We start from the raw sequence: 19641 nt of genomic DNA on the forward strand, positions 1-19641 counted from the left end.
ATGACCACCGCTCACCTCTCCGGCCGTCGCGTCCTGCTGATCATTGGCGGGGGCATTGCCGCCTATAAGGCCCTTGAACTTGTCCGCCTGATCCGCAAGGCAGGGGGCGAGGTCATGACCCTGCTGACCAAGTCCGGCGCAGAGTTTGTTACGCCCATGTCGCTGGCAGCGCTGAGCGGTCACCCTGTCCGGCAAGACCTGTTCATGCCCGAGGACGAGACCGCCATGGGCCATATCGAGCTGTCACGCTGGGCCGATCTTGTGGTGGTGGCTCCGGCCACGGCAGGCCTGATCGCTAAGGCCGCCAATGGCATGGCCGACGATCTGGCTTCCACGACCCTGTTGGCCACCGATAAAAAGACCCTTTGGGCACCGGCGATGAATGTGCGGATGTGGGAGCATCCGGCTGTTCAGGCCAATGTGGCGACACTCAAGAGTTTTACCGGCTTTCATCAGGGTGCCTTTGTCGGTCCCGATGAGGGCGAGATGGCGTGCGGCGAGTATGGCTTTGGCCGTATGGCCGAGCCTGCCGTTATACTTCAGGCCATTGACCGTCTGATCGGGGCGGGATCGCGCCCGCTGGCTGGCCGTCGCGCCGTCGTGACAGCAGGCCCGACATTCGAGCCGATCGATCCGGTGCGCGGCCTGACCAACCGATCCAGCGGCAAGCAGGGCTATGCGATCGCCGCCGCCCTGGCCGATCTGGGTGCCGAGGTGGTTTTGGTGTCAGGGCCCGTTTTCCTCAACACTCCGCAGGGCGTGCGCCGCGTCGAGGTCGAGGCCGCGACCGAAATGAAAGCCGCCGTCGAGACCGAGCTGAATGCATCGCCCGTCGACATTGCCGTGATGAGCGCCGCCGTCGCCGACTGGCGCGTGGACGGCGTGGCCACCGGAAAGATCAAAAAGGCTCCCGGCGGGCCGCCTGCCCTGCATTTGATCGAAAACCCCGACATTCTGGCATCGGTATCCAAGTCCGGATCGGTGCGCCCCAAACTGGTGGTCGGCTTTGCCGCCGAGACGTCGGACCTGGAAGACAACGCCCGCGCCAAGCTGTCGCGCAAGGGCTGTGACTGGATCGTGGGCAATGATGTGTCCGACGACGTTTTTGGATCGGACGGCAATGCCGTCACCCTGTTCACCCGCCAAGGCAGCGAGACCTGGGAGCGTCAGTCCAAGACCGACGTCGCCCGCAAGCTGGCCCAGCGCATCGCCGACCATTTCAAGGCCTGAGTTTCCTCAATGACCACGCTTCGTATCCTGCCCCTGCCGCACGCAGAGGGACTGGCCCTTCCCGCTTATGAGACCCCCGGCTCGGCGGGCATGGACCTGCGCGCCGCCATCGGTGCCGATGAGGTGATGATACTGGAGCCGGGGGCCCGCGCACTGGTGCCGACCGGCCTGAAAATTGCGCTGGAGCCGGGCTATGAGGCGCAGGTGCGACCGCGCTCCGGGCTGGCCCTGAAGCATGGCGTCACGACGCTGAACTCGCCGGGCACCATCGACAGCGACTATCGTGGCGAACTGGGTGTTATCCTGATCAATCACGGTCAGGTGCCGTTCGAAATCCGTCGCGGCGAGCGCATTGCGCAAATGGTCATCGCCCGCCACGAACAAGCCTTTATAGAATGTGTTGAAAATTTGGACAAAACAGAGCGTGGTGAAGGCGGGTTTGGCTCGACAGGACGATAATCCTATTCCACACTCACTGTCATGAACACGCTGGACTGCCTGGTTTACATAAGCCGATCGAAGCTAACGCAAGAGATCTCTGCACAAGAACTGGCAGACATCGTAAAGGTGTCTGCTTTTCTTAATGCTCAGGCGTCGATTACCGGCATTTTGACCCTTCAGGACGGCTATTTCGTGCAAATGTTGGAGGGCGCTCCTGCAGCCCTCGATCTATTGATGATTCATCTGCATTTTGACGAGCGGCACGAGGATATCGTGGTCGTGGCGCGTGAGCGTATTTCGCGCAAACAGACCGTTGGATGGGCCATGATCGCGCCACCAGCGAATAGAGAGCCGCATAGCCAGTTGTCGAAGCTTCTGGCGAACCCGTCGGCAAGTATCGCGCCGTGGCGGGCCGCTCTGCTCGAACTGGTTGCCGATCCTGCCTAGAGGTTGGAAGACGGCGCAGAGGCACTGACCTCGCGGCGGCGCACCTGCTCCCGCCAAGCTGTATAAAGCCCGCTGCCCGCGATCAGCGCGGCTCCGCACAGGGTGAACACCGTGGGCACGTCGCTAAGCAGCAGCCAGCCCAGTATCACCGCGCCGACCATTTGCAGATAGTCCAGCGGAGCCAAGGCCGAGACCGGCGCGTGTTGCAGCGAGGTGGTCATCAGCATTTGCGCCAACCCGCCTGCCAGTCCGCCCGCCGCCAGAATAGCCAGTACGCTCAGACTGTGGCTATGGCTGTCGAACAGAGTGAACAGCCCGCCCACCACAGCGCAGGCGATGAAGAACCAGAAGACGATGGAGGTCGCGCTTTCGGTCTTGCCCAGCTGACGCAGGGTGACGGTGACAGACGCCGCCACAAAGGCACCGCCCAGCGCAAACAGCAGTCCACCCAGAGGCGGTGCCCCCTCAAGCCCCGGCCTCAACACGACCAGAACCCCGAGAAAGCCCAGCGCGATAGCGGCCCAACGATGCTTGCCCACCTGTTCCTTCAGCACCACGATCGACAGCAGGGTAGCGAAGATGGGCGAGGTGAAGCTGATCGTGGTCGCATCGGCCAAAGGCAGAAGGCGCAGGCCTTGGAAGATCAGCAGAATGCCCGACACGCCCAACGCGCAACGCCAGACGTGAACCATGGGGCGTTTGGTCTTGATAGCATCCAGACCGCTGTGCTGGCTCAGTATCCAGATCAGCACAACCGGCAGGCCGAACAGGGAGCGGTAGAAGACCATCTCCCCCGCCGAAACCGGCTCCAGAGACGCCGCCCATTTCATCAGGGCATACATCAGGGAAAAGCTGAGGGCCGAACAGGCCCGCAGCGCCATGCCGTAGCTGGTGCCTTGCCGGATCATGTCTGGGGTGTAGGCCTAATCAGGCCTGACGGAAACCCAGAACGTCCTGCATGTCGTAAAGTCCGGCCGGGCGGGTGCGCACCCATGCTGCGGCGGCCACGGCCCCCTTGGCAAACAGGCTGCGGTCGATGGCCGAGTGCGACAGGGTCAGCACTTCGTCGTCCGACGCAAACATCACCGAATGCTCGCCGATGATGCCACCGCCACGAATGACGGAGAAGCCGATCTTGCCTTCTTCGCGCGGGCCCTGCACGCCATCGTAAGGGGCGGTGCGCACTTCGGCCAGATCAACGCGGCGACCATCGGCAGCAGCATCGCCCAGCATCAGGGCGGTGCCCGACGGGCTGTCGACCTTGCGGCGGTGATGGGCCTCGGTGATCTCGATGTCCCAGTCCTTGGCGTTCAGACGCTGGGCGGCATTGCGGACCAGACCGATCAGCATGTTCACGCCGAGCGAGAAGTTGCCGCTTTTGACGATGGCGACCTTTTCGGCAGCGGCCTCGATCGCGGCTTCCTGTTCATCGGTAAAGCCGGTGGAGCCGATGACCAATGCCGGACCGCCCGCCTCGGCGCAGGCCTGTGCCAAAGCCACAGAGGCTTCGGGCGTCGAGAAGTCGATGATCACATCGCAAATCGACAGATCGACCGTTTCTCCACGGTCGAAACGGGCCGCCACCACAACATCGGCCCGATCATCCAGCACCTTGGACACAGCACGGCCCATGCGGCCCCGGGCACCGGAAATACCGGCGTGGAAGAAATCACTCACGCAGCGTCTTCTTTCGAATTGTCGGCGTCCCCGCCCATAATGTCCGCCCAGAAACGCTTGGCCTTGCCAGCAAAGCTGGTGTTACGCGGCGTCTGCTTTTCGCCCAAGGAAGCGGCCAGCTCTTCCAGAAGTTCCTTCTGGCGGGCGGTCAGATCGGTGGGGGTCTCGACAAACAGTTCCACCACCAGATCGCCGCGCGTGCGACCGTTCAGGTGGGGCATGCCCTTGCCCTTGATGCGCACGGTCTTGCCGGTCTGGGAACCTGCGGGCACCTCGACCGATTGACGGCAGGCACCGTCGCAAGCGGTGGACACCAGACAGGGCGCTTCGACCACACCACCTAGCGCTGCGACAATCATCGGCACCGGTACGGTGACCAGCAGGTCGAGGTTGTCGCGCTCGAACAGTTCGTGGGGTTTGACCGACAGGAAGACATAGAGGTCGCCGCGCGGGCCACCGCGCTGACCGGCCTCGCCCTCGCCCGTCAGTCGGATACGCGAGCCGTCATCGACGCCCGCAGGGATCTTGAGCGACAGACGACGGGTCTTGCGGACCTGACCTTGGCCACGGCAGTCCGGGCACGGGTCGGAAATCATCTCGCCCGAGCCGCCGCAGTGCGGACAGGTGCGCTCGACCTGGAAGAAGCCATTGGCCTGACGCACGCGACCGGCACCGCCACAGGTGGTGCAGATGGTCGGCTTGGTACCAGCCTTGGCCCCCGAGCCGTCGCACGGCTCGCAGGTCATCATGGTGGGGATGGCGATCTCGACCTCGGAGCCCTGATAGGCCTGCTCGAGGGTGATCTCCATGTCATAGCGCAGGTCCGAGCCACGGCGCGGGCCGTGGTTGCCACGGCCACCGCGCCCGCCCATGCCGAAGGCGTCGCCAAAGGCATCGCCGAAGACCTGGCTGAAGATGTCGTTGATGTCGTGGAAGCCGGCACCGCCCTGACCGAACGGATTGCCGCCGCCACCTGCGCCGCCATTGACGCCCGCGTGGCCATAGCGGTCATAGGCCGCGCGTTTCTGCTCGTCGGAAAGGACCGAATAGGCTTCCGAAATTTCCTTGAATTTGGCGACAGACTCTTCGGACCCGCCGTTACGGTCCGGGTGATGCTGCATCGCCAGTTTGCGATACGCACTCTTGAGGCCGGCGGCGTCAATCGTCCGCTCTACGCCCAGGATTTCGTAATAGTCACGCTGCGCCATCAGGCGTTCGTCCTCTTACCTTCCCCGCCGCTCTGTAGCCCGTCTGTGTCAGGCCTTCAGGATGCGGATTGATCCAGCAGAGATTGGGTGCGGGATCGAATGATGCAAGTTTAAAGCTGTCTCGAGATCAGGCCGACGGCCCGCAGAACAACTGAACTAAACTGTCCTCAAATAGCCCGATAGGGCGGTAGGACAACTGAACAAAGCCGCCCTCAAGTCGCCCGAAGGGCGGTAGGACGACTTAAGAAAGACCCCGCCTACCATGTGGCAAGCGGGGCCATCTCAGGATTTAGCCCCGAAGGATCAGGACTTCTTGTCGGCGTCGTCCGAGACTTCCTCGAACTCGGCATCGACCACACCCTCTTCCGCCGGTTGCTCGGCGGTGCCAGCGTCACCGCCTTGTTGGGCGGCATACATGGCTTCACCCAGCTTCATCGAGGCTTGGGCCAGGGTGTTGGTCTTTTCGCGGATAGCTTCCGGATCGGTGCCGTCCTTGGCCGTCTTCAGGTCGTCGATGGCGGTCTGGATGGCGGTCTTTTCAGCTTCGCCAACCTTATCGCCGTGTTCGGCCAGAGCCTTCTCGGTCGAGTGGATCAGGGCATCTGCCGAGTTGACGGCTTCGACCAGTTCCTTGCGGGCCTTGTCAGCGGCCGCATTGGCTTCGGCTTCCTTGACCATGTTCTCGATATCCGCATCCGACAGGCCACCGTTGGCCTGAATACGGATCGAGTGCTCCTTGTTGGTCGCCTTGTCCTTGGCGGTCACGTGCACGATGCCGTTGGCGTCGATATCGAAGGCCACCTCGATCTGCGGCATGCCGCGCGGTGCCGGCGGAATACCCATCAGGTCGAACTGACCCAGGATCTTGTTGTCCGCAGCCATCGGACGCTCGCCTTGGAACACGCGGATGGTCACAGCCGACTGGTTGTCCTCGGCGGTCGAGAAGACCTGAGCCTTCTTGGTCGGGATGGTGGTGTTGCGCTCGATCAGCGGGGTGAACACACCGCCCAGGGTCTCGATACCCAGGGTCAGCGGGGTCACGTCCAGCAGCAGCACGTCCTTGACGTCGCCTTGCAGAACGCCAGCCTGAACAGCAGCGCCCAGAGCCACGACTTCGTCAGGGTTCACACCCTTGTGCGGCTCCTTGCCGAAGTATTTCTTCACGGCTTCCTGAACCGCAGGCATGCGGGTCATACCACCGACCAGCACCACTTCGTCGATGTCCGAAGCCTTCAAACCGGCGTCGGCCAGAGCCTTCTTGCACGGCTCGATGGTGCGGGCGATCAGGTCTTCGACCAAAGCTTCCAGCTTGGCGCGCGACAGCTTGATGTTCAGGTGCAGCGGGCCCGAGGCGTTCATGGTGATGAACGGCAGGTTGACCTCGTACTGGGTGGTCGAGGACAGTTCCTTCTTGGCCTTTTCAGCCTCTTCCTTCAGGCGCTGAAGGGCGAGTTTGTCCGAACGCAGGTCAACGCCCTGCTCCTTCTTGAACTCGTCGGCCAGGTAGTCGACCAGACGCATGTCGAAGTCTTCACCGCCAAGGAAGGTGTCGCCGTTGGTCGACTTCACTTCGAACACGCCATCGCCGATCTCGAGGATCGAGACGTCGAAGGTACCACCGCCGAGGTCGTAAACGGCGATCTTCTGACCGTCGTTCTTGTCCAGACCATAGGCCAGAGCGGCAGCGGTCGGCTCGTTGATGATGCGCAGGACTTCGAGGCCGGCGATCTTGCCGGCGTCCTTGGTGGCCTGACGCTGGGCGTCGTTGAAGTAGGCCGGAACCGTGATGACGGCCTGGGTGACGGTTTCACCCAGATAGGCCTCGGCCGCTTCCTTCATCTTGGTGAGGGTGAAGGCCGAAATCTGTTGCGGCGAGTAGTCCTTGCCGTGGGCCTTGACCCAGGCGTCGCCGTTCGGGCCCTTCGAGATTTCGAAGGGAACCATGTCTTTGTCCTTGGCCACAACCGGATCGCCAAAGGTGCGGCCGATCAGGCGCTTGATGGCGAAGAAGGTGTTGGCCGGATTGGTGACAGCCTGACGCTTTGCGGGCTGACCCACCAGAACTTCACCACCGTCTTGGATGGCGACCACCGACGGGGTGGTGCGAGCGCCCTCGGCGTTTTCGATCACCTTGGGGTTGGTGCCGTCCATGACGGCGACGCACGAGTTGGTGGTACCGAGGTCGATGCCGATAATCTTGGCCATGGCCTTGTCTTTTTCACTCCTTGCGGCGGGCGATGCGGCGGCCTTGAAAAGCGCCGCGCTTGACCGCCCCCAGTTGGGCTTGAGACGCCTCCCCGGCAAGCCGGATCGGCAGAAATTGTTTCGGTTCAAACCCCCATCACATTTGGGGTTATCACCGCTTGGCTCCGGATATGGGAAAGTCCCTCGTCCCTGCAAGGGCTTGAAACGCCATATGCGGCTCCCAACGAGAGTTTTTTGCAATCCTTACTGCAAAGCTCGACCGTAGTGGCATTCGTGCCTATCTGGACTCCATGGCCTATCCCGCAAAGCCCTGGACCGAAACGGACACCGGACTGGACGGCTTTCGTCTGTGGCCGGGGCTTTTGGACACCGACACCCAGAAGGCCTTGCTCCACGATGTTCAGACGCGCGTGGCCCGCGCCCCTTTCTATCAGCCTGCCACACCCGGTGGACGGCCCTTTTCGGTACGGATGACCAATTTCGGCCCGCTGGGCTGGGTGTCGGACAAACAGGGCTATCGCTATCAGCGCACCCATCCGGTGATGCACCAACCGTGGCCGGACATCCCGCCGTTATTGCTGGATCTGTGGCGCGACCTGACCGGATGGCCCGAACCGCCCGATGCCTGTCTGGTAAACCTATATCATGACACCGCCCGCATGGGTCTGCATCAAGACAAGGACGAGGCCGATCTGGGCGCGCCGGTGCTGTCGATCTCTTTAGGCGACACGGCGGTGTTCCGCTTTGGTCCGGCCGAGGGTGGCGGCACGAGGTCCGTCAAACTGGCGTCCGGCGATGTGTGCGCCCTGACAGGGCCAGCGAGACTGGCACGGCACGGTATTGATCGCCTGCTGGTCGGATCATCGACCTTGGTGCCTCAGGGCGGGCGCATTAATCTGACGCTGCGCAAGGCACTCTAGATCGCACAGTTTGACAAAACTGCGTTTTGACATTCGGCCAGCGTGGCCTTTTCATCGGCACTTCACCCGCAGCAGGACACGCCGATGACCATTCTGACGACGCCCGAAGGCCGCACACCCGACCAGATCGCGCCCACCCGACGCGGATTGGGCGTGGTAGCCGCTGGCGGGGCCATGTTCGCCGCCTATGCTCCCGCCGCCTTCGCCCAATCAGCAACGCCGGTGCGCACATCGACCGACGGCCTGATCGAGGCCGAGATTACCTATCCGGCATCGGGCAGGTTTGAACTGCCCGCCTATGTGGCGCGGCCACAAGGCGATGGGCCGCATCCTGTGGTCATCGTCGTGTCCGAGATCTTCGGCGTGCACGAATATATCCGCGACGTCGCCCGCCGTCTGGCCCATCAGGGCTATGTGGCCATTGCGCCGGCCTTTTTCGTGCGAGTGGCCGATCCGGCCCCTCTGAGCGACTTCCAGCAGGTGATCGCTATCGTCAATCAGGCCGGATACGAGCAGGTGATGGGCGATGTGGCCGGTGCGCTGGCCTGGGCCGAGGCCCAGCCGTTTGCAGACGCCAGCCGCGCGGGGATTACCGGCTTTTGCTGGGGCGGCAAGGTGGTGTGGCAGGCCGTGGCGCGCTTCCCGCAGCAACTCAAGGCCGGCGTGGCGTGGTATGGCCGCCTGTCGCCTGCTGCCAATGCCACGCCCGAGCAGATCGAGGCCGGCAAGCCGTGGCCGATCGATCTGGCCAGCGAACTGGGTGCCCCCGTCATCGGCCTTTATGGCGATCAAGACAGCGGTATTCCCAACGATACAGTCGCCGCCATGAACAAGGCGCTGGGAGAGGCGGGCAAAACCGACAGCCACATTACCCTTTATGAAGGGGCACAGCATGGCTTCCATGCCGACTATCGCCCCATGTACAACCCCGCCGCCGCAGCCGAGGCCGAACAGCGTATGTTCGTCCATTTCGCCACCTTCGTGAAAGGCAGCTAACGCCAAGGGCCAATAATGCAAAAGCCCGCCGATCCGGACAGATCGGCGGGCTTTGTTTTCTCCGACGCTAAAACCGATTAGGCCTTTTCGTCGAGGTTCTTGCCCACTTCGGCATCGGCACCATAGCCACCGGCAGCCGCACCCGAACCCTTGGCGGCGACGACAACCATGGCGGCACGCACGGTCCGGTCAAACAGGGCATAGCCCGGTTGCAGGGTCTGGATGACCTTGCCGCCCTGCACCGTCTCGGACGGCTGCTCCATCATGGCTTGATGCAGGTTCGGATCGAAGACATCGCCCGCTTCCGGCGCGACCTTCTTCAGACCATTGGCCTCGAAAGCCGACAGCAGCGATTTTTGCACCAGCTCAAGGCCGGTCACCAGGCTGGCGGTTGCGCCTTCGGAATCCTTGGGCGCCGCTTGCAGAGCGCGTTCAAGGCTGTCGGCCACGCCCAGCAGATCCTTGGAGAAGCGCTGAATGGCATAGGCACGCGCATCGTTCAGCTGGGTCTCGCTGCGGCGCTTGGTGTTTTCAGCCTCGGCGGCGGCGCGCAGGGCGCGGTCGCGCCACTGGTCGCGCTCGGCGATCAGGGCGTCCAGCGCATCAAGGCCGTCGTCGTCCTGTTCCGTCTCGGGGGTATCGATCGACTCTTGGAGGTCTTGCTCGAGTTGATCCCGGGTCTCTTCGTTATGGTCCGTCACGTTTCCTGTCCGTCCAGAATCCGGCCCAGCACCCGGGCGGTATAGTCCACCAACGGGATGACACGGGCATAGTTCAATCGGGCGGGTCCTATCACGCCAATCGCGCCAAGGACACGCTGTCTGCCCGACATATAGGGAGCCGCAATCACTGCGGAACCCGAAAGCGAAAATAGTCTGGTTTCTGCGCCGATATAGATGCGCACCCCCTGTGCCGCACCAACATCGTCCAGCAGGCCGATCAGCTGTTCCTTCTGCTCCAGATCATCGAACAGCACCTTGACCCGCTCGATGTCTTCGGCGGCGCTGTTGTCCTGCAGCAGATTGGCGCGGCCGCGCACGATCAGGCTGCGGTCACGTTCGCCCTGCCCTGTCCAGGCGGCCAGCCCCTGCTCGACCAGACGCGCTGCCGCAGCATCCAGCTCGCGGCGGGCCACCTCGACCTCGGCCTTCATTTCCTGACGCGCATCGGCCAACGGGCGGCCTTTCAGGCGCTGGCTAAGGAAGTTGGAGGCTTCTTGGAGTACAGAAGGGGTCACCCCTGCGCTGAGCGGCATCAGGCGGTTTTCAATCGTGCCGTCCTCGGCCACCAGAACCGCCAGCGCCTGATCTTGTGCCAGCTTCACAAACTCGACGTGGCGAACGCCTGACTCGCTGATCGGGGTGGCAACGATCCCTGCCCCGCCCGCCAAACCCGACAACAGGGCCGAGGCCGCTTCCAGCGCTTCTTCGACATTGTTGGAGCGGCCCTTGTGCGCGACATCACCCAGACGGGCGTCGATCTCGCGGCGCTCTTCCAGCCCGATGTCCCCGACCTCCATCAGGCCGTCAACAAACAGGCGCAAACCCGCATGGGTGGGCGCACGCCCTGCCGACGTATGGGGTGACAGCAGCAGACCCGCCTGGGTGAGCTGCTGCATGGTATTGCGGATCGAAGCGGACGACAGGGTCACCCCGCCGCGCTGGATGGTGTGGGAGCCGACCGGCTCACCCGTTTCCAGATAGGTTTCGACCACACGCCGGAAAATATCGCGGGCCCGCGCATCCAGCGTGGACAGACCCGGTGTCGGATGGATCAAACTCATAAATCCTCCTCCGTTCCAGCCATGCCTTGCCGTCCAGCACGGCCAAGGCGATCTTCTCTATCAAATAGCCTGCACCCCGCAGGGATAAAGCCCACACCTCAAACATAGCTGTGGGTCACCCGCCTCGGTCCATCAAGCCCTGACAACTGTCGGAGCGTGGAAAGGGGGGACAGGCTGCCGGTTTCGAGATAAGCACCGCTGAAGCTGTTTCCAAGGATACCCTATGCGCCCCTCCAACCGCACCCCCGACCAACTCCGCACTGTCACGCTGGAAACGGGTGTGACCCGCTATGCCGAAGGTTCGTGCATGGTCAGCTTTGGCCATACCAAGGTGCTGGTCACCGCCTCCGTCGAGGAAAAGGTGCCCGGCTGGATGCGCAACACCGGCAAAGGCTGGGTGACCGCTGAATACGGCATGCTGCCGCGCGCGACACACACCCGTGGCCGCCGTGAAGCCGCTGCGGGCAAACAGTCGGGCCGCACACAGGAAATCCAGCGCCTGATCGGTCGCTCCTTGCGCGCCGTGGTCGATCTGGAAGCTCTAGGCGAGCGTCAGGTGGTCGTGGACTGTGACGTCATTCAGGCCGATGGCGGCACCCGTACCGCCTCGATCACCGGCGCGTGGGTGGCCATGGCCATCGCCTTCAAAAAGATGGTCGAGGCCGGCACCCTGACCAAGAGCCCCATCCTTGACCAAGTCGCGGCGGTGTCGTGCGGCATCTACAATGACGTGGCCGTGCTGGACCTCGATTACGACGAGGATTCCACCGCCGAGGCCGACAGCAACTATGTGCTGACTGGCGATGGCAATATCGTCGAGATTCAAGCCACCGGCGAAAAGCGTGGCTTCAGCCGCGCCGAGTTCGACCAGTTGTTCGCCTTGGCTGAAAAGGGCTGCACCGAGCTGTTTGCCTTGCAGAAAGAGGCCGTCGAGGAGGCATAAAAACCATCAAGGGGCGGAGAGACATCTCCGCCCTTTTTCATTTTGTGGCTCACAAAAATGAACAGTAACGCGGCCTGAGGCTTCCCATTCCATAATCAAGGAAGGGAAAGGACACTCCATGTTTATCAAGACGACCCTCATGGCCGGTCTGTCGTTGATGGTCCTGCCATTGGCCGCCTGCAGCAATGAAGGCACGCCACCGCAGTCTGCACCGGAAAGTCCAGCCATTGCCGCGCCCGAAACGCCGGCGCCGCCCGTGGCACCGACCGCATCGGCTGCCGTAGCCGATAGCCCCCAATCGTGTCTGAGCGAACGCGGCAAGGTGGCCGCCGATCGTCTGGTCGAGCGTTGTCTCGCTGTCAGCGGTGCCACGCGCCCGCCATGTAATGTTCAGAACCCCTGCGCGATGATGGAAAACGAGATCACGCGCAACTGCGACAGCTGGCCCGCCGATGGCACCAAGCCCGCAGAATGCGCCGCTTAAACGCGACCTCCAGTAGAGCGAGCGATGGTGCCCAATCATGCGCTCAAGTAGCGAGCTCCCGTGGAGCGAGCGATAGCGCCCTAATATGCGCTCAAGTAGCGAGCTCCCGCGAAGCGAGCGATAGCGCCCTAATATGCGCTCAAGTAGCGAGCTCCCGCGAAGCGAGCGATAGCGCCTGACAGGAGACTTCGCCTTCTGTCACAACAAAGAAAAAACCCGCCGGACGAATGTCCGACGGGTTTTCTCTTTGTGACTTAGAAAGTCTTAGTCGCGACGCGGGCGACGACCACCACGGTCACCACCTTCGCGCTTCGGACGGCCACCGGTGTCTTCCGACAGCGGGGCTTCGCCACGCTCGGCGCGCTCGGCGTTGATCTTGTCCGTCAGGTCTTCACCCGTGGTTTGATCAACAACCTTCATCGACAGCTTGGTCTTGCCGCGATCGTCGAAGCCCAGGAATTTGACCTTGACCTCTTGGCCTTCCGAAACAACGTCAGCCGGGTTGGCCACGCGTTCCAGAGCCATTTGCGACACGTGAACCAGACCGTCACGGGCACCGAAGAAGTTCACGAACGCGCCGAAGTCGACAACCTTCACAACCTTGCCGGTGTAGATGGTGCCCACTTCCGGCTCGGCGGCGATGGAGTTGATCCAGTCGCGCGCCGCGTCGATCTTTTCTTGCTCGTTGGCAGCGATCTTGATCGTGCCGTCGTCGGCGATGTCGATCTTGGCACCGGTCTTTTCCACGATCTCGCGGATGACCTTGCCGCCCGAACCGATGACTTCGCGGATCTTGTCGACAGCGATCTTGATCGACTCGATCTTCGGAGCGAACTCGCCCAGCTCGGTACGCGGTGCGTCCATGGCCTTGGCCATTTCACCCAGGATGTGCAGACGGCCTGCCGAAGCCTGGCTCAGAGCCTGCTCCATGATCTCCTTGGTGATGCCGGCGACCTTGATGTCCATCTGAAGGCTGGTGATGCCTTCCGACGTACCGGCCACCTTGAAGTCCATGTCGCCGAGGTGGTCTTCGTCACCCAGGATGTCCGACAGAATGGCGAACTCGCCCGACGGCTCCAGGATCAGACCCATGGCGATACCCGACACCGGACGGATCAGCGGAACACCGGCGTCCATCAGAGCCAGCGACGAACCGCAAACGGTTGCCATCGAGGACGAGCCATTCGACTCGGTGATCTCCGACACCAGACGGATGGTGTACGGGAAGTCTTCCTTGGCCGGCAGCATCGGACGGATGGCGCGCCATGCCAGCTTGCCGTGACCGATTTCGCGGCGACCCGGCGAACCCATGCGGCCAGCTTCACCGACCGAGTACGGCGGGAAGTTGTAGTGCAGCAGGAAGTTTTCCTTGTAGGTGCCGGTCAGGCTGTCGATGTACTGCTCGTCCTCACCGGTACCCAGCGTTGCAACGACCAGAGCCTGGGTTTCACCGCGGGTGAACAGGGCCGAACCGTGGGTGCGCGGCAGGACGCCGACTTCCGACACGATAGCGCGGACCTTGTCGAGCGCACGACCGTCAACGCGGTGGGCGTTTTCGATGATGTCGCGACGCAAGACGTCCGCTTCACATTCCTTGAAGGCCGCCGAGAACTTCGACGAGTCAACGCCGTCCGGGTTCTCTTCGGTCTTCACGAGGGCTTCGGCAGCCTTCTTCTTGGCGGCTTCAACGCCCGAGCGACGGTCGTACTTGCCCGGATGGGCGTAGGCCGCCTTGATCTCTTCGCCGACCAGAGCCTTGATCGAAGCGACAACGTCCGAATGGTCTTCGGCCTGGAAGTCGAACGGCTCCTTGGCAGCGTGCTCGGCCAGTTCGATGATGGCGTCGATCACCGGCTGCATGCCCGCATGAGCGAACATCAGAGCCTCGAGCATTTTCTCTTCGGAGAGCTCCTTGGCTTCCGATTCAACCATCATCAGGGCGTCGGCCGTACCGGCGACGACCAGATCCAGATCCGATGTCTCGACTTGCTCGATGGTCGGGTTCAGCACCAGCTCGCCGTCGATCAGACCGACGCGCGCGGCACCGATCGGACCCATGAACGGAACGCCCGAGATGGTCAGGGCAGCCGAAGCGGCGACCATACCCAGGATGTCCGGATCATTTTCCAGATCGTGCTGCAGAACGGTGACGATGACTTGCGTCTCGTTCTTGAAGCCCTTGACGAACAGCGGGCGGATCGGACGGTCGATCAGACGCGAAACCAGCGTCTCCTTCTCGGTCGGACGGCCTTCACGCTTGAAGTAGCCACCCGGGATCTTGCCGGCTGCGAAAGTCTTTTCTTGGTAGTTCACGGTCAGCGGGAAGAAATCCATTCCCGGCTTCGGTGCACGACCATAGACGACGGTGGCCAGAACCACGGTCTCGCCGTAGGTGGCCAGCACAGCGCCGTCAGCCTGACGGGCGATGCGACCGGTTTCCAGCGTCAGCGGGCGACCCGCCCACTCGATCGTCTTGCGTTTGATATCGAACATTCTTCTTCTTTCGTCTCCCGCGGGCGTATTCCCGTCGGGGGTGTGCGGAGCTTCAGGCCGTTCAGTCCTTCGGTCCCCGAAAACCTGAGGGCACGACTTGCCTCCAGATCGGTGAATGAGGACCCTTTTCTCTCGGCCCTCGCGTGGTTGCGCCGTGACGTCCCGCGGCGCTCGGGAAACTAGATACTAGGTGCAGAACGAGGCGCGGACGTGACCGTCCGCGCCTCGTGGATCTTATCCGATCTGCAACCGGGGCGCCTTAACGACGCAGGCCCAGCTTGGCGATCAGCGCCTGGTAACGGGCGCTGTCCACCTTGTTCAGGTGGTCGAGCAGACGACGACGCTGCGAGACCAGCTTCAGCAGGCCGCGACGCGAGTGGTTGTCTTTTTTGTGGGTCTTGAAGTGCTCGGTCAGGTTGGCAATGCGCTCCGAGAGGATTGCAACTTGCACTTCGGCCGAACCGGTGTCGCCTTGCGAGCGAGCGTTTTCAGCGATGACCTCAGCCTTGCGGGCAGCAGTAATCGACATCGTGTAACTCCATTAAGGGAGGTTAAAAACGCGGTCGGGTTCTAATCGACCGGCCTTGAGACTGCAGAGCGCCACCAGTGTTTCGCCCTCGAAAGCCGAGACCAGTTGCGATCCGGTGTTTAGCCGGGCCTCAAGCTGCTCAACCTGTCGGGGAAGCAAAACAATGGGTCGTCCCTGCCTCAAAGAGAAGGCGTCCTGTTCCGTCACGGCCAAATCCGGGATGTCGTCCAGAGCGGTCGAGACGGGCAGTAAGCCATCCGAGGCGCTGCCCTTATGCGCCAAATCCTCGAGAAAATCCAGTGTGACGGCGTTCTGCACGTTGAACGGCCCCACCATTTCGCGTCTCAGGACCGAAACGTGCCCCTCTGCCCCCAGTACCGAGGCAAGATCGCGCGCCAGCGAGCGGACATAAACGCCCTTGCCCGTGCGCATGGTGATTTCGACATGGTCTTCATCCGGCGCATTCGTCACCGCCGCCTCGTGGATGGTGACACGACGCGATTGCAGTTCAACTTCAACACCTTCGCGGGCCAGATCATAGGCGCGTTCGCCATTGACGCGGATCGCCGAGAAGGCAGGAGGCACCTGATCGATGTCGCCGACGAACTGAGGCAGGGCAGCTTCCACCGCGTCCACACTGGGGCGCACGTCCGAGCGACCAATCACCTGGCCTTCACGGTCGATGCTGTCGGTTGAAATGCCCCAGTGGATGACGAAGCGATAAATTTTCTGCGCCTCCATCATAAAGGGCACAGTCTTGGTCGCCTCGCCCAGCGCGATCGGCAGAATGCCCGAGGCTAGTGGGTCGAGCGTACCGGCATGACCTGCCTTTTGCGCATTGAACAGGCGGCGTACCTTGGTCACCGCCTCGGTCGAGCCCATTTCGTAAGGCTTATCCAGACAGACCCAGCCGTTGACGATATCGCCCTTCTTGCGACGCGCCATCAGTCTTCCTGCGGCTCGTCTTTGCGTTGCAGGTCGGCCTGAATGCGCGGATCGCTGAACAACTGGTCCATGGCGTGCGCGGCATTGAAGCTCTTGTCGTGCAAGAAGCGAAGTTCAGGCGTGTATTTCATATCGATGCGGCGACCCAGCAGGCCGCGCACGAATTTGGCGTGTTCGTTCAGCGCCTTTTCGACGTCGTCTTCGAGGCCATTGGTGTCAGCGGTCGTGACGCCTGCGCCCAGCGGTTCGACAAAGACCGTAGCGTGGCGCAGATCGGGGCTCATGCGCACTTCGGTGACGGTCAGCGAGACGCCGGTCAGGACTTCGTCGTGGATTTCGTTTTCACGCAGCACATCGACCAGCGCGTGACGGATCAGCTCGCCTGCGCGCAGCTGGCGCTGGCTGGGGCCTTGCGGGCCGGTGGCGTTGCGGGTGTGTTGTTTGCGGGCCATGGGACCTGCCTCCTTCATCTTCGCGCCGCCGGGGATCGGACGCCGGCTGACCAACGCGAAGGGGGCGGTCTAGTCATCTTGAGCGCGCAAGTCCAGTTAGACCCCTTGGGACGAAGGGTCAGACCTTGGAGGTAACTGTCGGACAGACCGGGCCACTTCGGACGACAAAAGCGCGCGACCGACAGGCATATCCAGCCCGCCTGCGTGCAGCACCGCCGCCATCCAGTGATTGCAAAGCTTGAACACCGAGAACCGTTCGCGGCTGGCGAAATATCGGGTGTCTTCAGGGGTATAGGCATCCCGATGGCCGGTCAGTATCGGTTGGCCTTCGGGTGATACGGCGACGGATCGGGCAATACGTGCGCGTAGAGCCAAGGCCCCCTCATCGGTCAGCGGGGCGGCATAGGCTTCGTCGCCCCACATCTGCACAGGCGTGCGGTCAATCGCAATCAGTTGCAGCACAGCCGCTGAGCCGCCCGGGGAAAACAGCGCCCGAGCACCGTCCAGCAGGCGATCTCGGATAGGTTCGCGGGACTGGTAAAAGGTCTGATCACCCCAGCCTATCAGGACCCATTCCCCCTGCCCGCTGCGTGTCGAGGTCTGCCTGACGGCTTCCGCCAAGGCATCATCCTTGGCCAGCATCAAGGCGCGCGGTACGGCCAGATCCGTGTGATAGCCGTTGTCCAGCAAGTAGACGGTATGACTGATTGGGCCTGATGGCAAGCGGCCCTTCCAGTCAGCAGTCCACCATCCCGCCAGCCCTGCCGCGACGGCCAGCAGGGACAGAAGGGTGATCCAACGGACTTTCACCTTTACCGATCCGCAGGCAGTTCGCTGACGGCACCCGGTGGCTGGGCCCATTCGCCGCGATAGCGATAGCTGAGCGCGGCGCAATGGCGATACTTGCCGTCCGCCCATAGTCCGACCGCGTGTAATGTGGTGGGCGTACCGGTGCGAAGGCGGCTGGCGATGATCCAGGTCTGATCGGCCCCCGGACACAGGGCGCGGCCCAGAGCTGGGCCGTCACCTTGCGGGCCGAGGCTGTAGATCTGGTTGGCGGTCGAGCCTTCCGGCAGTTGGCCCAGCACCTGTGACGGGCCTCCGCGCACAAAACGGGCCGAGCCCCGCGCCGTGGTCGAAAACAGGCCCCGCAGCGCGGTCGCGCCAAACATCCCGCGATCCACCTCCAGCGTAATACCGCGCGTCAGCGACTGGGTCAGGCGGTCAGCGGCGTCATAGCTATAAAAGCGCACATCAGCCGCAGCTGGCAAGGCGAACGCCATAGCCAGCAGACCCGACACCGGAGCCATGAGGCTGTAAGCCATCCTCATACGTCGCATACACAATCTCTCCCGACACCCCCGCGTCGTACCACCCTAGCGTGATGGCCTGCAGCGGTGAAGGCCAAAGAAAAAGGCGCGGTTCGTGTGAACCGCGCCTCTTGTCCTGAACGTCCGCCGTGCGGATCAGATCGCATCCTAGTCGAGGGTGCGCTTGATCTCTTCCACGGTGAAGCACTCGATGTAGTCGCCTTCCTTGATGTCCTGGAAGCCGGCGAACTGCATGCCGCACTCTTGACCCGACGGCACTTCGTTGACCTCGTCCTTGAAGCGCTTGAGGGTGTTGAGCACGCCCAGTTCCAGCACCACCACGTCGTCGCGGATGATACGGACGCGAGCGCCCTTGCGGACCACGCCTTCGGTGACACGGCAGCCGGCGATACGGCCAACCTTGGTGATGTCGAAGGCTTGCAGCACCTTGGCGTTACCCAGGAAGGTTTCGCGTTGGATCGGTGCCAGCATGCCCGACAGCACGCCCTTAATGTCATCCAGCAGGTCGTAGATGATCGAGTAGTAGCGGATCTCGACGCCTTCACGCTCGGCCAGATCACGTGCCTGCTTGGAAGCACGGACGTTGAAGCCGAGGATCGGAGCACCGGCCGACTTGGCCAGGTTCACGTCGCTCTCGGTGATACCACCCGCTTGGCTCAGCACGATACGCGCGCGGACTTCGTCCGTGCCCATCTTGTCCAGCGAAGCCGAAATCGCTTCGGCGGTGCCTTGCACGTCCGACTTGATGACAACCGGCAGTTCGCTGATCTTCTTCGAGCCCAGCTTGGCCATCATGTCAGCCAGTGACAGAGCGCCGCCCGACACCTGAGACTTCTCGCGCTTGCTGCGCTGACGGTATTCCACCAGCTCGCGGGCGCGGGCTTCGGATTCCACCACAGCGAACACGTCGCCCGGAGTCGGAGCCTCGGACAGGCCGAGGATTTCGACCGGCAGGGCCGGACCGGCTTCGGAAAGCTGTTCGTTGCGCTCGTTCAGCAGGGCGCGAACCTTGCCCCATGCCGAACCGGCCACGACGATGTCGCCACGCTTCAGCGTACCGCGCTTGACCAGAACGGTCGCCACCGCGCCACGGCCCTTGTCGAGCTGGGCTTCGATGACAACGCCTTCGGCCGAACGGTCCGGATTAGCGCGCAGGTCCATCACTTCGGCTTGAAGCAGGATGGCGTCGGTCAGGCCGTTCAGGTTGGTGCGTTCCTTGGCCGACAGCTCCACGATCATGGTGTCGCCGCCGTAGGCTTCGGCCACGATTTCGTGTTGCAGCAGCTCATTGATGACCTTTTGCGGGTCAGCACCGGGCTTATCGATCTTGTTCACGGCCACGATGATCGGCGAACCGGCAGCCTTGGCGTGCTGGATCGCTTCAACCGTCTGCGGCATCACGCCGTCGTCGGCAGCCACAACCAGAACCACGATGTCGGTCACGGTCGCACCGCGAGCACGCATGGCCGAGAAGGCGGCGTGACCCGGGGTATCGAGGAAGGTGATGCGTTGACCGCCTTCCAGACGAACCTGATAGGCACCGATGTGCTGGGTGAT

General features: G+C 62.5%; 20 protein-coding genes (1 of these 20 running past the window's edge). 7 read left to right on the forward strand and 13 right to left on the reverse strand.

What is annotated here, in order from left to right; all coding sequences use genetic code 11:
- Genes coaBC through B3B04_RS02725 form a run of 3 tightly spaced genes read left to right on the forward strand, consistent with a single transcriptional unit; the run spans position 1 to position 2118 of the window.
- Complete coding sequence (gene coaBC, locus B3B04_RS02715) at positions 1-1230, forward strand: bifunctional phosphopantothenoylcysteine decarboxylase/phosphopantothenate--cysteine ligase CoaBC (RefSeq protein ID WP_292039616.1); 1230 nt, start codon at positions 1-3, stop codon at positions 1228-1230.
- Between the two features lie 9 nt (positions 1231-1239).
- Positions 1240-1689 carry a dUTP diphosphatase gene (gene dut, locus B3B04_RS02720; RefSeq protein ID WP_292039617.1) on the forward strand — a complete coding sequence of 150 codons (450 nt, stop codon included), beginning with the start codon at positions 1240-1242 and terminating at the stop codon, positions 1687-1689.
- A 21-nt stretch (positions 1690-1710) separates the two neighbouring features.
- Entirely contained in the window at positions 1711-2118 is a 408-nt protein-coding gene (locus tag B3B04_RS02725; protein WP_292039619.1) for a BLUF domain-containing protein, read from the forward strand.
- On the opposite strand, the gene B3B04_RS02730 is transcribed toward B3B04_RS02725, so the two are convergent.
- From B3B04_RS02730 to dnaK, 4 genes are all read right to left on the reverse strand, one after another.
- Positions 2115-3026 carry a DMT family transporter gene (locus B3B04_RS02730; RefSeq protein ID WP_292039621.1) on the reverse strand — a complete coding sequence of 304 codons (912 nt, stop codon included), beginning with the start codon at positions 3024-3026 and terminating at the stop codon, positions 2115-2117. The genes B3B04_RS02725 and B3B04_RS02730 overlap by 4 nt on opposite strands.
- A gap of 19 nt (positions 3027-3045) precedes the next feature.
- A complete protein-coding gene (dapB, locus tag B3B04_RS02735) occupies positions 3046-3795 on the reverse strand; it encodes a 4-hydroxy-tetrahydrodipicolinate reductase (RefSeq protein ID WP_292039622.1) in 750 nt (249 codons plus the stop codon).
- Entirely contained in the window at positions 3792-5003 is a 1212-nt protein-coding gene (gene dnaJ / locus B3B04_RS02740; protein WP_292039624.1) for a molecular chaperone DnaJ, read from the reverse strand. Before dnaJ ends, dapB begins: the two co-directional genes overlap by 4 nt.
- Before the next feature lie 303 nt (positions 5004-5306).
- Complete coding sequence (gene dnaK / locus B3B04_RS02745) at positions 5307-7448, reverse strand: molecular chaperone DnaK (RefSeq protein WP_349679359.1); 2142 nt, start codon at positions 7446-7448, stop codon at positions 5307-5309.
- 50 nt (positions 7449-7498) lie between these two features.
- Here dnaK and B3B04_RS02750 point away from each other — a divergent pair, with 50 nt between their 5' ends.
- Together B3B04_RS02750 and B3B04_RS02755 are read left to right on the forward strand one after the other, a co-directional pair.
- On the forward strand, positions 7499-8128 hold the full coding sequence (locus B3B04_RS02750) for an alpha-ketoglutarate-dependent dioxygenase AlkB (RefSeq protein ID WP_292039626.1): 630 nt from the start codon (positions 7499-7501) through the stop codon (positions 8126-8128).
- Between the two features lie 84 nt (positions 8129-8212).
- Positions 8213-9124 (forward strand): dienelactone hydrolase family protein, encoded by a 912-nt coding sequence (locus B3B04_RS02755; protein WP_292039628.1) that lies wholly within the window; start codon positions 8213-8215, stop codon positions 9122-9124.
- Positions 9125-9201: 77 nt separating this feature from the next.
- Here the strand turns inward: B3B04_RS02755 and grpE are convergent, their stop codons facing one another.
- Positions 9202-9825, reverse strand: coding sequence for a nucleotide exchange factor GrpE (gene grpE, locus B3B04_RS02760; protein WP_292039630.1), 624 nt, complete (start codon positions 9823-9825; stop codon positions 9202-9204).
- On the reverse strand, positions 9822-10907 hold the full coding sequence (gene hrcA, locus B3B04_RS02765) for a heat-inducible transcriptional repressor HrcA (RefSeq protein WP_292039633.1): 1086 nt from the start codon (positions 10905-10907) through the stop codon (positions 9822-9824). The genes grpE and hrcA overlap by 4 nt, the downstream gene beginning before the upstream one ends.
- A gap of 223 nt (positions 10908-11130) precedes the next feature.
- Between hrcA and rph the strand changes: the two genes are divergently transcribed.
- Both rph and B3B04_RS02775 read left to right on the forward strand, forming a co-directional pair.
- Positions 11131-11850 (forward strand): ribonuclease PH, encoded by a 720-nt coding sequence (gene rph, locus B3B04_RS02770; RefSeq protein WP_292039635.1) that lies wholly within the window; start codon positions 11131-11133, stop codon positions 11848-11850.
- 118 nt (positions 11851-11968) lie between these two features.
- Entirely contained in the window at positions 11969-12334 is a 366-nt protein-coding gene (locus B3B04_RS02775) for a hypothetical protein (protein ID WP_292039637.1), read from the forward strand.
- 264 nt (positions 12335-12598) lie between these two features.
- Here B3B04_RS02775 and pnp read toward each other — a convergent pair whose 3' ends face one another.
- From pnp to infB, 7 genes are all read right to left on the reverse strand, one after another.
- On the reverse strand, positions 12599-14827 hold the full coding sequence (gene pnp / locus B3B04_RS02780) for a polyribonucleotide nucleotidyltransferase (protein ID WP_292039640.1): 2229 nt from the start codon (positions 14825-14827) through the stop codon (positions 12599-12601).
- Between the two features lie 259 nt (positions 14828-15086).
- Positions 15087-15356, reverse strand: coding sequence for a 30S ribosomal protein S15 (gene rpsO, locus B3B04_RS02785; RefSeq protein WP_292039642.1), 270 nt, complete (start codon positions 15354-15356; stop codon positions 15087-15089).
- Positions 15357-15368: 12 nt separating this feature from the next.
- A complete protein-coding gene (gene truB, locus B3B04_RS02790) occupies positions 15369-16301 on the reverse strand; it encodes a tRNA pseudouridine(55) synthase TruB (RefSeq protein ID WP_292039644.1) in 933 nt (310 codons plus the stop codon).
- Positions 16301-16753 carry a 30S ribosome-binding factor RbfA gene (gene rbfA, locus B3B04_RS02795; RefSeq protein WP_292039647.1) on the reverse strand — a complete coding sequence of 151 codons (453 nt, stop codon included), beginning with the start codon at positions 16751-16753 and terminating at the stop codon, positions 16301-16303. Before rbfA ends, truB begins: the two co-directional genes overlap by 1 nt.
- A 96-nt stretch (positions 16754-16849) precedes the next feature.
- A complete protein-coding gene (locus B3B04_RS02800) occupies positions 16850-17563 on the reverse strand; it encodes a DUF2459 domain-containing protein (protein ID WP_292039648.1) in 714 nt (237 codons plus the stop codon).
- Positions 17564-17565: 2 nt separating this feature from the next.
- A complete protein-coding gene (locus B3B04_RS02805) occupies positions 17566-18093 on the reverse strand; it encodes a hypothetical protein (RefSeq protein WP_292039649.1) in 528 nt (175 codons plus the stop codon).
- Positions 18094-18231: 138 nt separating this feature from the next.
- On the reverse strand, positions 18232-19641 hold the 3' portion of the coding sequence (gene infB, locus B3B04_RS02810) for a translation initiation factor IF-2 (protein ID WP_422653062.1). The gene runs 825 nt beyond the window's last position; 1410 of the gene's 2235 nt are visible here — the last part of the coding sequence; its start codon lies beyond the right edge, outside the window — the gene reads right to left on this strand; its stop codon occupies positions 18232-18234.

This window comes from Brevundimonas sp. UBA5713, assembly GCF_002419815.1.
Classification (GTDB): domain Bacteria; phylum Pseudomonadota; class Alphaproteobacteria; order Caulobacterales; family Caulobacteraceae; genus Brevundimonas.